Raw genomic sequence first — 13,112 nt, forward strand, 5'->3', positions numbered from 1 at the left:
CCAACAGTGTTCCCGATCCGCAAAAGGTCAAGCGGAACCCGCCTTCGCCAGCAATTCGGCGTTCCCGCCGGACGCGGTGGTGTCAATGCACAGGTGCCGCTCCAGCAGCGCGTCGGCCTCGGTCGGCTGGCCGGTTATCAGCTGCCGGATCGCGCCATCGCGCTTGGCCAAGGCTTGCGTCAGGCTGCGTGCGGTGTCCGCGTCGCCCCACCAGATCGCGGCCGAGAAGCCGCCAAGCGTGATGAGCGCCTGCGCCTCCAGCCCTGCCGCCTCGAGCGCGCGTCCGCCAAGCGCCTCGACCGCCTGCCGCTGCGCCCGCGCGGTGTCCGGACCGGGGCCAAGGCAGAGGATCGGCAGTCGCGCCAGCCGCGTCAGGCGGTTCGATTCACCCGTCGGCCCTGGCAGGTCCACGACATCGCGCACCGCGCCGTCACCCGCTGCCAGAAGCGCCTTCTGCACGGCGGTCTCGGTCGCGTCTCCGCCAGTGTCCTGCGCCGTGCCGGGATCGGGCCGGGTAAAGCGCGGAACGTAGAACGGGCCGCCCGCCTTGGGTCCGGTGCCCGACAACCCCTCGCCGCCGAACGGCTGGCTGCCGACGATGGCGCCGATCTGGTTGCGGTTCACATAGGTGTTGCCGACGCGAATACGGTCGGTGATGTGCTGCACCCGGTCGTCGATCCGCGTGTGCAGGCCAAAGGTCAGCCCGTAGCCGCGCGCGTTGATCGCGTCGATCACCCGGTCGATCCGGGTCGCCTTGTAGGTGGCGATGTGCAGCACCGGGCCGAACACCTCGCGCTCCAGCTCTTCGATGCCCGAGACGCGGACCGCCACGGGGGCGATGAAATGACCGCCCTCGGGCGCGGTCAGTTCGTGCAGCACCTTGCCCGATTTGCGCTTGGCCTCGACATAGGCAGCGATCTGGCCCTGCGCCTCGGCGTCGATCACCGGGCCGACATCGGTGGACACCTCCCACGGATCGCCGATGTGCAGCGCGTCCATCGCGCCGAACAGCATCGCCTGCACGGTATCCGCAACATCCTCTTGCACATAAAGGCAGCGCAGCGCCGAACAGCGTTGCCCCGCCGACTGGAAGCTGGAGGCGACAATGTCGCGCACCGCCTGTTCGGGCAGCGCGGTCGAATCGACGATCATCGCATTCAGCCCGCCGGTTTCCGCGATCAGTGGCGTGCCGGGCGCCATATGATCGGCCATCGCGCGGCGGATCGCCAGCGCTGTTTCGGTGGAGCCGGTGAAGGCGACACCGTTCACCCGACCGTCCGATGTGAGTGCCGCGCCCACCGTTCCGCCGTCTCCCGGCAGGAACTGCAGCACGGCGCGCGGAACGCCCGCCTCGTGCAGCAGTTTCACAGCTTCATCCGCGATCACCGGCGTCTGTTCGGCGGGCTTGGCGATCACCGCGTTGCCTGCCGCCAGCGCGCCTGCGATCTGGCCGGTGAAGATGGCCAGCGGGAAATTCCACGGGCTGATGCAGACGACCGTGCCCAGCGGCGGCCGCGTCAGGGCCAGTGCCTGCGCCGCGTAGTAGCGCAGGAAATCGACCGCCTCGCGCAATTCGCCCACCGCGTCGGGGATGGACTTGCCCGCCTCGCGCGACGCGATGGCGAACAGCTTGCCGAAATTCTGCTCATAGAGGTCGGCGGCGCGGTTCAGCACCTTCGCGCGCTCTTGCGCAGGCGCGTCCCAGACCTTTGCCGAGGCCAGCGCGGTTTCCACATCCGCGCTGCTCGCTTGCGTGACGCGGCCAACGGTGTCGCCCGGAACTGCGGGATTCATCGACGTCGCGGTATCGCCTCTCTGCACGGCTCCGTCGATCAGCGGCTCTGCGTCGAAGGTGGTCGAAGCCCAGTCGCCGCGCGCCTCATCGATGGCGGCGCGGGTCGGCCTGTGCGTCCAGTCCCAGCCCTTTGCGTTGGCGCGCTCGGGGCGGAACAGGTCTGGCCCCGGCTCGACCACGCGCCGCACCTTGGGCAGCGCGTCGAAGGGATCGGCGGCGATGATTTCGGGCGGCACGTCTTCGTCGACGATCTGGTTCACGAAGGATGAGTTCGCGCCGTTCTCCAGCAGACGGCGGACGAGGTAGGCCAGAAGGTCCTTGTGCGCGCCGACGGGGGCATAGATCCGGCAGCGCGTGGCGTTCTCTTCCATCAGGATGTCGTGCAGCCGCTCGCCCATGCCGTGCAGGCGCTGGAATTCGTAGACGGCAGGATCGGCGCCCATGTGCAGGATCGCTGCCGCCGTGTGGGCGTTGTGCGTGGCGAACTGCGGATAGATGCGATCCGTCATCGACAGCAGTTTGCGCGCATTTGCGATGTAGCTGATGTCGGTCGCGGGCTTTGTCGTGAACACCGGGAAGCCGTCCACGCCCATCACCTGCGCGCGCTTGATCTCGGTGTCCCAGTAGGCGCCCTTGACCAGCCGGACCATGAACCGCCGGTCCAGCCGCTCGCCCAGGGCGTTGATCCAGTCGATCACGTCGCCCGCGCGCTGCCCGTAAGCCTGCACCACGATGCCGAACCCGTCCCAGCCTGCAAGCCGTTCGTCCGCCACCACGCGCTCGATCACGTCAAGCGATAGTGACAGCCGGTCCGCCTCTTCCGCATCCACGTTCAGGCCCATGTTCCGCTCGCGCGCCATCAGCGCGAGATCGAGGACGCGCGGCACAAGCTGTTCGATCACCGTATCCGCATGGGTGTCCTCGTAGCGCGGATGAAGCGCCGAGAACTTGACCGAGATGCCGGGGTTGTCGCGGCTTTTCTCATGGGTGGCGGCCAGCCCAATGGCGCGGATCGCGTCTGCATAGGCCCGGTGATAGCGGTCGGCGTCGGCATGGGTGCGCGCCGCCTCGCCCAGCATGTCGTAGGAATAGGTGTAGCCGCGCGCCTCTTGCTTGGCGGCGCGGTCCATCGCCTTGCCGATGGTCTCGCCCAGCACGAACTGGCGGCCCATCTCGCGCATTGCTTGCCCGGTGGCGGCACGGATCACCGGCTCGCCCAGCCGTTTCATAGCGCTGCGCAGCGTGCCCGCAAGGCCGGGGCGCGGGTCTTCCAGCACGCGGCCCGTCAGCATCAGGCCCCAGGTCGAGGCGTTGACCAGCGAGGACGACGAATGCCCAAGGTGCTTGCCCCAGTCGGACGGCGCGATCTTGTCCTCGATCAGCGCGTCGATGGTCTCGGCATCGGGCACGCGCAGCAAGGCCTCGGCCAGGCACATCAGCGCGATGCCTTCCTCGGTGGACAGGCCGTATTCGGCAAGGAACACCTCCATCAGGCCGGGGCGTCCGCTGGTGCGGATGCGGCGCACGAGACGCGCGCCTTCGGACGCGATCGCGGCACGGTCGGCGTCGCTTAGCGCGGCGGTGTGGATCAGACGGTCCAGAATGGTTCGTTCTTCGGCATACATGCCGGTATCGATCGCATCGCGCGGGGCCCGGTCTGCATCACGAGGCATGGCACTCTCCTGTCAATTCGGCGATGATAGCACTTGAATCTCGGGCAATTCGGCCGAATTTCCAGAAATGGCGGGCGTTCCACCTGAAAATCGAGAGAGACACGATGCAATTGAACGAAGCCGATCTCGACTCCTTCGACCGCAAGATCCTGCGCATTCTCAGCACGCAAGGGCGCATCAGCGTGACCGATCTGGCGCGTGAAGTCGGGCTGTCGAAATCCCCCGTGCAGGCCAGGCTGAAGCGGCTCGAGCAGGACGGCGTCATCACCGGCTATCGCGCCATGCTCGACCCGATCCGTATGGGGCTGGACCACGTCGCCTTTGTCGAGGTGCGGCTGTCGGACACGCGCGAGGGCGCGCTGACGGCGTTCAACGAAGAGGTGCGCAAGGTGCCCGAGATCGAACAGACGCACATGATCGCAGGCTCGTTCGACTATCTTCTGAAGGTGCGCACATCCAGCATGTCGGACTATCGCCGTGTCCTGGCTGAACGCATCTCGTCGCTGCCGCATGTCTCGCATACCTCGACCTATGTGGCGATGGAGGCGGTCAAGGAAGACGGCATCTGAGTCGGGCGCCCGCACCGCCGCGTGCACGCTCAAGGCGCAACTTCGTGGACAATTCAGGCAAAGGGCGCCGAATTGTCGCCAAACGCGCCGCCGAAGACATGTTTCCGCCGCTATGTCTTGTGCCGTGCCGCAGTACCGCCGCATTGTGCCGCCGGGGGCCGCTGTCCCGCAGAGCATCGAAGGCCTGCGGGGAACGGGGCAAGTACGATGATGACCTACGACATGATGCCGGGAACGCCCCGGCGGATTCGGCCGCTTGGGCGGTCCGCGCGTTCCGGCGCGCCCCGTCCTGACATCCCATGCTATGTGGTGGGTCCTCTATGCGGAGGTCTGGACCGTCTCGGCGGCCTGCTGGACACCATCGGCCAGGATATCGAGGCTTCGGGCCTCAATCGCTCGCGGATCGTGTTTCTTGGCGATTTGTCGGGCGGGGCGACCGCGCAGGATGTGATGCAGGCGCTCGCGGGCGCAGAGCAGGCCTCGGACGGCGAGATCGTCGTCCTGATGGGCGACCGCGAACGCGCGCTTCTCGACTTTCTGAAATCTCCGCCGGCGTTCGGGCCGGTCTGGCTTGCCCAGGGCGGGCGGGCCATGTTGTCGGCCTTTCGCATCTCTCTCGCGGCCGACATCACACCGGACGCGCTGTGGCGCGCGGCGGCGGAGCTGGCGGCGGCGCTCGGGCCGGACCTTGTGTCCTGGCTCGCGCGCCGTCCGCTGCTGTGGACCAGCGGCAACCTTGTCGCCGCACATGCCGCGCTCGACCCCGGCCTGCCGCTGCGGCTGCAATCGCCAGAGACCGTGCTGAACGGTCATGCGCGCTTTCACACCGTGCCGCGCACAGACGGGCGCTGGGTGGTGCATGGACAGCCGGGGTCGGCGGGGTCGGTCCATCAACACGGACGCATTGCAGTTGGCGGCGGTCTCGAATCGCAAGGGCTGGTCTCGGCGGCGCGGATCGTCGCGGGCGATCCGGTCCGGTTCCTGTTCTCGCAGCACGAGGGGATGCGCGCGGCTTCGTGACTTGACCGAGGCGGCGCGCCGGGCATCATCAGGCCATGCGCGCGCTTATCGTTGCCCTGATCATGGCCCCGACCACCCTGCTGGCAGAGACCTGTCCGCAGGCCCCCGACCACGAGGCCGAAATGGCGGCGATCATCGCCCGGCTGCAGGCCGCCCCGACCGAAGGTGCGGCGCGCCCCGAGGTGAACCGCTTGTGGGAGATCTGGACGGATGCGCCCGACGCCGCCGCGCAAGAGATGCTGGACCGCGGGATGCGCGCCCGGTCGTCCTATGACTGGGATGGCGCGCGCGCGGCCTTTGACGAGCTGACGGCCTACTGTCCCGACTATCCCGAAGGCTACAACCAGCGCGCCTTTGTCGACTTTCTGCGCGGAAACTACGGCGCCGCGCTGGAGGATCTGGAGCGCACGCTCGAGCGTGACCCCGACCATATCGCGGCCATGTCGGGCCTTGCGCTAACGCTTCTGCGGCTTGGCCGCGACGAGGCCGGGCAGGCCGCCCTGCGCTCCGCGCTGAAGCTGAACCCCTGGCTGCCCGAGCGCGGATTGCTCGTCGAGCCACCCGGCAAGGACATCTGATCCGGCAATCGGCGTGGACGCCGCGTGCGCTGTCGCCTAAACGCTGGTGCCGGGCCCGCGTGGTGGAATGGTAGACACAGGGGACTTAAAATCATCTGTAAGTTGTGGATAGTTTTTCATTGGAATATCAATATCTTAGACGGTTGATTTTTGTCTGTGCCATCTATATCCGGTATTGAGAACGTTCCGATACCGAACCCTCCGATTTTTCCAACGTTACCAATACGTTGCGGACCGTAAAGGAGTAGGCTCAAAAAAACCAAGAAAAAAAATCCCTTGGATTGACAGCTCACTTACCCACATGAATTCAGGCTCTAGTTGATTCTTAGGATCATTTATCTGACGCGGACGTGGTGGAATGGTAGACACATGGGACTTAAACTCCCTGGCCTGTTATTGGCGTGCGGGTTCGAGTCCCGCCGTCCGCACCAGAAGTGGATTAAATGAGTCGAATAATTTGTAGTGCATTGCCGACCGAATTCCTTCGGAACCTAGGTGAGTACGTTGCAAGCTGTGCCCACATAGAGTGGGCGGCTTGGCTTTTGTGCCTTGAACTCAAAGGTCTTGATCCACACGACAAGGACCAATTCGACAAGACGAGACCCCTCCTTAAGAAGCCTGGAATAGACGGGAAGCTGTCCGATCTGAAGAACGCGGCCTCGACCGCCCCACACGAAATCCAAGGTCGCATTCGTGAAGTCTGCAAAAGAATAGAGGCGGGAACTGAAAATCGCCATATGGCTATTCATGGTGCTTGGCAGGTCGGCAATCTCGGTGACATGAGCGTGACATTCTTCAAGAATTTCGGAGATAGCAAGCAAGCTGACTGGAGAGATCACAGCCAAACCATCGACGCCGACTACATCGCATTCGCTCTTAATGACGCGAACGAAATTCTGGTCGAAGTATACGGCATCAGAGAGGCCGTGTCCGAATGGAAGAAAACTGTGCCATAGCTTGTGCCACGCTGTGACATTGTGACATCCTTAGCTAATAGAAAACAAAGACTTAAGGGTGTGTTGGCCGACTTAAAATCCCTAGCCGTACGGCGTGCCGGTTCGAGTCCGGCCGCGGGCACCAGGCGGCAGCATCCTGCGCGGGTCAGCGACCGCTCAAGGCGGCCGCGATGGCGCGCATGAGGTCGGGCACCAGCAGCGACGAACCCGCGAGCGACAAGTGGTCGTCGTCGAAATAGAGCGCCGTCGCGCGCTGGGTGTTGCGGCAGCGCCGTGTCGCCGTATCGCAAAGGTGCTCGGCTGGTCTGACCCGCTGGATGTTCCCGCCGGTCAGGCTGTCGAACAGGGCGGTGATCTCGGCGGTGCGCGCCTCGAAGCGGTCGAGCGGCGTGGTCAGGTCCCGGTCCAGCCCGTGCACCAGCCCCTGCGCCGCCGCAGTCTGCGGCACCTGCCAGCCCGCTTCCGGCACCGGGTAGACCAGCACCAGTGCCCGCTCGCGGGCGATCTGTTCAAGCGTGGTGCGAAGATGCGCCAGCACCGCCGCCTTCCGGGCCGCGTCGTCCTGCAGCGCAGCGCCTTCGACCGTCACGGACAGATCGCGGCCCTGTTCGCGCCCGCCCTCGCCGTTGTCGAAACGCGTGCCCAGCAGATAGGCCGGAAAGCGCGCGGCGATCATCACCGCCTTCACGCGCGGGTCGGACAGGAAGGCACCAACGTCCCCGCCGAGGCGGTCGCAGGCTTCACGCGCGAAAGGCTCGGCTTGCGGGCGCGTCAGGCCCGGCAATCCGATGCAGCCACTCTGCCACGACAACCTGTGCGTTACCCCGCCGCGTCGCAACTCGGGCAGCAGCGCGCTGGCGACGGCGGCGGCGTGGCTGTCGCCAACGATCAACAGGTCGAAGCCGCCTTCCGGCCCAAGGTATGCGCAGCCCGATTCGCCCGCCGCGGCAGTCGTTGCACTGATCGGTCCGCAGGTTCCTGGCCGCTCGGTCGCTTCATCGATCGCCAGCGCCAGCACCTCGGGCGACAGCCGCCCCGGCGCGCCGTGCGAGACATGGACGAAGACACCGAAGGCACACAGCCCCGACACCGCAACGGCTGCGGCGGGCGCAAAGCGTCGTAGCCCCGGCAACAGGCGCCCGCGCCGCCCCCGTATCGGCTGTTCCAGCCAGCGCCAGCTTGCATAGGCCAGCACAAAGCTGGCCAGCGCCAGCGCCGCGAACACTGTATCCGGCGGCGTGCCCACGCTGACGATCCGCGCGAAGGCGTAAAGCGGCATGTGCCACAGGTAGACCCCATAGCTCAGCAGGCCGATCCCGACGGCCAGCCGCAGCGACAGCAGCGCGGCGACGGGCGCGCCCGCGGGCGCGAACAGGATCACCAGCGCAGCGCCCCCGACCGGCAGCAGCGCCGCGACCCCCGGAAACGGCGTGGCATCGGAATAGAGCGTCACCGAGGCTGCGATCATCGCCAGGCCAGCGGCGGCAAGCGGTGTGCTGTTCAAACCCGGCCAGCGCCGTAGCGCCAGCGCGCACAGCGCCCCCACAAGCAGCTCCCACGCGCGGGCGTGCGGCATCAGGTAGGCCGCCGAGGGCTGCGTGCGAACCATCCATTCGCTGACGCAGAAGCTTGCCAGCGTCAGCGCGCCCAGCACCAGCGGAAGACTGCCGCGCCGAAGCCGCGCCAGCAGCAGGACAAGCACGGGGAACACAAGGTAGAACTGTTCTTCGATCGACAGGGACCACAAATGGTGCAGCGGCTTGAATTCGCTGGGCTGGCCGAAATATCCACCCTCGCGCCAGAGCAGCACGTTCTCGACGAAGAACGTCGTGGCGACGATGCTTTGTCCGAAATCCTTGAGGGCAATCGGCAACATCAACGCCCAGGCAAACGGTACGCAGGCCGCCATCACCAGGATCAGCGGCGGCAGGATGCGCCGCGCCCGCCGTTCATAGAAGGACCACAGCGAAAAGCTGCCCTCCGCGCGTTCGGCCAGGATCAGCGTGGTGATCAGATAGCCGCTGATGACGAAGAAAACGTCGACACCGACGAACCCGCCGGACAGGCCCGCGATCCCTGCATGGTAGCCAAGCACCGGCAGGATCGCCACCGCCCGCAAACCGTCGATCTCGGGGCGGTAGCGCATCTGTGGCGCCTAGTCGCGCACGCCGGCGAACCGCGCCTGCCAGTCCTCGCGTTCCTCGTCCGCGATCTTGCGGAACAGGTTCTCGGGCACCTCGAAGCCGTGGCCTGCGGGCAGCGCCGACAGCGCTCCGCCGATGTCGTCCGGCCAGCCTGCATCCGTAACCTTCATCGCCGCTTTCAGCGTGTCGCTGGCATCGGGGATGAACGGTTCCGACAGCACGGCATAGAGGCGGATCAGGTTCAGCGAGAAGCGGATGATCGCCGCCGCCGCTGCCTCGTCCTCCTTGAACACCGACCAGGGTGCGGCGTCCTGCAGGTACTCGTTCCCCGCAACCCAGATCGCCCGCAACTCGGCGGCGGCCTTGCGCACCTCGATGGCGTCCATATGCGCCTCGTAGGTCTTGAGGCGCGCGCCGAGTTCGGCGATCACGGCCTCTTCTTTTGCGCCGTAGGCACCGCCCTCGGGCACCACCTCGCCGAATTTCGAGCGGCAGAACTTGGTCACGCGGCTGACGAAGTTGCCCAGAACGTCGGCAAGGTCCTTATTCACGGAGGCCTGGAAATTCTCCCAGGTGAACTCGGCGTCCGAACTCTCGGGCGCATGCGACAAAAGCCACCAGCGCCAGTAGTCCGACGGCAGAATGTCGAGCGCCTGGTCCATGAACACGCCGCGCCCGCGCGAGGTGCTGAACTGGCCGCCGTCATAATTGAGGTAATTGAACGACTTGATGTAATCCACCAGCTTCCACGGCTCGCCCGAGCCAAGGATCGTCACCGGAAAGCTGAGCGTGTGGAACGGCACGTTGTCCTTGCCCATGAACTGGGTGTAGGTCACGTCGCCTGCGCCCTTGTCGGTGCGCCACCAGCGTTCCCAGTCGGTTCCCTTGCCCGCATCGACCCATTCCTGCGCGCAGGCGATATATTCGATGGGCGCGTCGAACCAGACATAGAACACCTTGCCTTCCATCCCCGGCCAGGGCTCGTCGCCGCGCTGCACCGGGACGCCCCAATCCAGATCGCGGGTGATGCCGCGGTCCTGCAACCCGTCGCCGTCGTTCAGCCACTTCTTGGCGATGGACGTGGTCAGGACTGGCCACCCCTCGCGCGTGTCGATCCATTGCTCAAGCTCGTCCTTGAGGGCGGACTGGCGCAGATACAGGTGCTTGGTGTCACGCATCTGCAGGTCCGTCGCGCCCGAGATCACCGAACGCGGGTTGATAAGGTCGACGGGATCAAGCTGCTTAGTGCAGTTGTCGCACTGGTCGCCGCGCGCGCTGTCGAAGCCGCAGTTGGGACAGGTGCCCTCGATGTAGCGGTCCGGCAGATAGCGCCCGTCGGTGGGCGAATACATCTGCGTCTCGCTCACCTCGCGGATCAGGCCGGCTTCGTCCAGCGCCTTGGCGAAAGCTTGGGTGAGGCGGCGGTTCTGCTCGGACGACGAGCGCCCGAAATGGTCAAAGGACAGGCGGAACCCGTCGGCCAGCTTGGCCTGCACGGCGTGCATCTCGGCGCAATACTCGGCCACCGGCTTGCCCGCCTTGGCGGCGGCCAACTCGGCGGGGGTGCCATGCTCGTCGGTGGCGCAGAGGAACATCACCTCGTGCCCGCGCCCGCGCAGGTAGCGGGCGAACAGGTCGGCCGGCAACTGGCTGCCGACGAGGTTCCCGAGGTGCTTGATCCCGTTGATATAGGGGATCGCCGAAGTGATGAGGTGCCGGGCCATCGCGCGTGTCCTGTCCGTGGTGCCGCGCCGATGTAGCGCGCGCAGCCCCGCGATGCCAGTGCCCAAGGCGCTGCGACAGCAGGGCGTCAGTCCAGAAGCCGCGTCACCGCCCGCTCGAGGTCCGCGTAGGCGCGGGCATCGACACAGCCGTCCCAGTTGGCGACAAACGCCGCCCCTGCGCCGGTAGCCACGAAGATCGCCCCATTGTCCGTGCCGTTGCCGCCCGAGCAGAAGCGGCCGGTGTGGCTGATGACGGCGTCCCGCCCGGCACCCGCGATCCTTGCACCAAGGCCGTATCCGTCATGTGCCGGATAGGCGCCAGGCTGCAGCACCCAGGGACGCGCGGCGTTGAACCAGTGCATCGCAAGGCGCGCATAGTCCTCTGCCGACATCTCCCAGCCCGCATAAGACGACATCGACCCGCTCGCCCCCTCGATGATGGCCTCGTGAATGCCCGCCGGGTGCAGGATGCGCTCCTTGCAGGTCTCGCCATAGCCCCGCCCCGACAGCCCCTCGATGATCGCGCCCAGAAGCGCATAGTTGGAATTGGCATAGAAATTGTCGCCGCGCACGCCGGTCAGGTTCTCGCGCTGCATCGCCTGGAACCCGATGCGGCGGTGAAGGCCGAGACTGCCGTGCAGCTTCGAGCGCATCGTCCCTTGGGTGATGTCGGGGGCCATGCCAGAGGTGTGCGTGACAAGCTGGGCCAGCGTGATCGCCGCCGCGTGGTCCGGAGGCGTGACACCGGCCGCCGACAGGACATCCGCAATCCCGCCAAGACTTGCGTTCCAGGTCAGACGCGCCTCGTCCAGCAGCTTGGTCATGCACAGCGCGGTGATGGCCTTGGACAGCGACATGACCGGGTAGGGCTGCGCGGCCTCGCGGCCCGCTCCGGCGACATGGACGATCGCGCCTCCTGCGCCCACGGCCATGCTCGACGCTTCGATGTCGTGCCGCTCGCGCCACGCCGACCAGGCAGTCTCGATCGCCCCGCCGTCGATTTCCGGAGCCTGCGGCGCCGGGGGCGCAATGGCGGCAAGGACGACATCCATGGACGGAACGAACCCGCGGTCCGCAAGCGCCATCACTCCGGCGCTGCCGACAAGGCCGAGCCCGAAGACAAGCGTCAGGATCAAGAATATGCGCCGCATCTGGAACCTCCGGCCGACCCGCTCGGCCAAGCTCCCATGGCAGTGCAATCCGGCCTCTCTGCGGCGCCGGTTCGGCATTTTCCGGCCTGAGCGTGTCGGGCGCTGCGCGCCCGATCCGGCCGGGGGGCTTTGCCCCCCGGACCCCCCAGAGGTATTTGAGGACCAAAGATGAATATGGAGCGAGGCGTCCCATCTTTGGTCCCGAAATACTCGGGAGAGCGCGAGAGGGAACGTCTCGTACGCCGCGCAGCGGGCTCAATGCCCGCAAGCGGCGTTCCCCGCTTTAACCGGCGGCGGGGGCGAGGCGCCGTTCGACGATCTCCGCCCACCACGAGCATCCCGCCGGGATCGCCTCGTCGTTGAAGTTGTATTCGGGGTGATGGACCATCGCGGTGTCGCCGTTGCCCACAAGGATGTAGGCGCCGGGGCGTTCTTCGAGCATAAAGGCGAAATCCTCGCCTCCCATCACCAGGGGGGCGTCGTCGCAGGCGCCCGTGACCGCCCGGGCGGCGTCGGCGGCATAGTCGGTTTCGGTCTCCGAGTTCACCATCACCGGGTAGCCGCGCATGAAGTTGATGTCGGCGGCCGCACCGAAGGCCTGGGCGGTGGCGGCGACCACCGTCTTGAACCGGTCTTCCACCTCGGCCCGGACGGCGGCGTCGAGCGTGCGGATGGTTCCGCGCAGGGTGACGCGCTGGGCGATGACGTTGAAGGCCTTGGACGACGATTCGATCGAGGTGACCGACACCACCGCCTGCGCCACCGGATCGACATTGCGTGCCACGATGGATTGCAGCGCGACGACGACGTGACTGGCGATGAGCGTCGAGTCGATCGTCTCCTGCGGTTTCGCCGCGTGGCCGCCGCGGCCCTCGATCACCACCTCGAACTGGTCGGTGGCGGCGAAGAAGGCACCGGGGCGGATCGCGAAGCTGCCCACCGGGCGGCCCGGCCAGTTGTGCATGCCATAGACCTCCTGGATGCCCCAGCGGTCCATCATGCCGTCGTCGCACATCTCCTTGCCGCCGCCGCCGCCTTCTTCGGCGGGCTGGAAGATCACCACCACCGTGCCGTCGAAGTTGCGTGTCTCGGACAGGTATTTCGCCGCGCCGAGCAGCATCGCGGTGTGCCCGTCATGGCCGCAGGCATGCATCGCGCCGGGGGTCTTCGAGGCATAGTCGAGCCCCGTCTGTTCGTGGATCGGCAGCGCGTCCATGTCTGCGCGCAGGCCGACGACGCGGCCGGCGCTGTCGCTGCGGCCCTTGATGACGCCGACGACGCCGGTGCGGCCGATGCCCGTCACCACCTCATCGCAGCCGAACTCGGTCAGCTTTTCCGCAACCACGGCAGAGGTGCGGTGCGTGTCGAACAGGATCTCGGGGTTTTCGTGCAGGTCGCGGCGCCACGCGGTGATCTCGGGCAGCATCTCGGCGAAACGGTTACGGACCGGCATCGGGGTCTCCTTGGATGGGGGTGTCTGGGCCTGCGGCAAAGCCTGCCCG

Annotated in this window: 9 protein-coding genes and 1 tRNA gene; 5 read left to right on the forward strand and 5 right to left on the reverse strand. The window is 66.4% G+C overall.

Going from position 1 to position 13,112, the window contains the following annotated elements; genetic code table 11:
• Positions 1-27 precede the first annotated feature (27 nt).
• A complete protein-coding gene (gene putA / locus KTJ87_RS03180) occupies positions 28-3,468 on the reverse strand; it encodes a bifunctional proline dehydrogenase/L-glutamate gamma-semialdehyde dehydrogenase PutA (protein WP_267137614.1) in 3,441 nt (1,146 codons plus the stop codon).
• A 104-nt stretch (positions 3,469-3,572) separates the two neighbouring features.
• On the opposite strand from putA, the gene KTJ87_RS03185 reads away from it, so the two are divergent.
• From KTJ87_RS03185 to KTJ87_RS03205, 5 genes are all read left to right on the forward strand, one after another.
• Positions 3,573-4,037, forward strand: a complete 465-nt coding sequence (locus KTJ87_RS03185; RefSeq protein ID WP_267137615.1) for an Lrp/AsnC family transcriptional regulator — start codon at positions 3,573-3,575, stop codon at positions 4,035-4,037.
• 207 nt (positions 4,038-4,244) lie between these two features.
• Positions 4,245-5,057, forward strand: a complete 813-nt coding sequence (locus KTJ87_RS03190; protein WP_267137616.1) for a hypothetical protein — start codon at positions 4,245-4,247, stop codon at positions 5,055-5,057.
• Positions 5,058-5,092: 35 nt separating this feature from the next.
• On the forward strand, positions 5,093-5,635 hold the full coding sequence (locus tag KTJ87_RS03195) for a tetratricopeptide repeat protein (RefSeq protein ID WP_267137617.1): 543 nt from the start codon (positions 5,093-5,095) through the stop codon (positions 5,633-5,635).
• A gap of 344 nt (positions 5,636-5,979) precedes the next feature.
• Positions 5,980-6,066 (forward strand) — tRNA-Leu (locus tag KTJ87_RS03200).
• A gap of 36 nt (positions 6,067-6,102) precedes the next feature.
• A complete protein-coding gene (locus KTJ87_RS03205) occupies positions 6,103-6,591 on the forward strand; it encodes a hypothetical protein (protein ID WP_267137618.1) in 489 nt (162 codons plus the stop codon).
• Between the two features lie 145 nt (positions 6,592-6,736).
• Here the strand turns inward: KTJ87_RS03205 and KTJ87_RS03210 are convergent, their stop codons facing one another.
• The 4 genes from KTJ87_RS03210 to KTJ87_RS03225 form a co-directional block, all read right to left on the reverse strand.
• Positions 6,737-8,737: an acyltransferase family protein gene (locus KTJ87_RS03210; RefSeq protein WP_267137619.1), complete on the reverse strand. Its 2,001-nt coding sequence runs from the start codon at positions 8,735-8,737 to the stop codon at positions 6,737-6,739.
• A 9-nt stretch (positions 8,738-8,746) separates the two neighbouring features.
• Positions 8,747-10,459, reverse strand: a complete 1,713-nt coding sequence (metG, locus tag KTJ87_RS03215) for a methionine--tRNA ligase (protein ID WP_267137620.1) — start codon at positions 10,457-10,459, stop codon at positions 8,747-8,749.
• Between the two features lie 86 nt (positions 10,460-10,545).
• Positions 10,546-11,610, reverse strand: a complete 1,065-nt coding sequence (locus tag KTJ87_RS03220; protein WP_267137621.1) for a serine hydrolase domain-containing protein — start codon at positions 11,608-11,610, stop codon at positions 10,546-10,548.
• A 283-nt stretch (positions 11,611-11,893) separates the two neighbouring features.
• Complete coding sequence (locus tag KTJ87_RS03225; protein WP_267137622.1) at positions 11,894-13,063, reverse strand: M20 aminoacylase family protein; 1,170 nt, start codon at positions 13,061-13,063, stop codon at positions 11,894-11,896.
• Positions 13,064-13,112: the final 49 nt, after the last annotated feature.

The sequence above is a fragment of the Anianabacter salinae genome (genome assembly GCF_019061145.1).
GTDB lineage: Bacteria > Pseudomonadota > Alphaproteobacteria > Rhodobacterales > Rhodobacteraceae > Anianibacter > Anianibacter salinarum.

Coding starts and splice junctions, on each gene's coding strand:
- putA (WP_267137614.1), bottom strand. CDS start 3,468: ATGCCTCGTGATGCAGACCGGGCCCCGCGCGATGCGATCGATACCGGC.
- KTJ87_RS03195 (WP_267137617.1), top strand. CDS start 5,093: ATGCGCGCGCTTATCGTTGCCCTGATCATGGCCCCGACCACCCTGCTG.
- KTJ87_RS03210 (WP_267137619.1), bottom strand. CDS start 8,737: ATGCGCTACCGCCCCGAGATCGACGGTTTGCGGGCGGTGGCGATCCTG.
- KTJ87_RS03225 (WP_267137622.1), bottom strand. CDS start 13,063: ATGCCGGTCCGTAACCGTTTCGCCGAGATGCTGCCCGAGATCACCGCG.
- KTJ87_RS03190 (WP_267137616.1), top strand. CDS start 4,245: ATGATGACCTACGACATGATGCCGGGAACGCCCCGGCGGATTCGGCCG.
- metG (WP_267137620.1), bottom strand. CDS start 10,459: ATGGCCCGGCACCTCATCACTTCGGCGATCCCCTATATCAACGGGATC.
- KTJ87_RS03185 (WP_267137615.1), top strand. CDS start 3,573: ATGCAATTGAACGAAGCCGATCTCGACTCCTTCGACCGCAAGATCCTG.
- KTJ87_RS03220 (WP_267137621.1), bottom strand. CDS start 11,610: ATGCGGCGCATATTCTTGATCCTGACGCTTGTCTTCGGGCTCGGCCTT.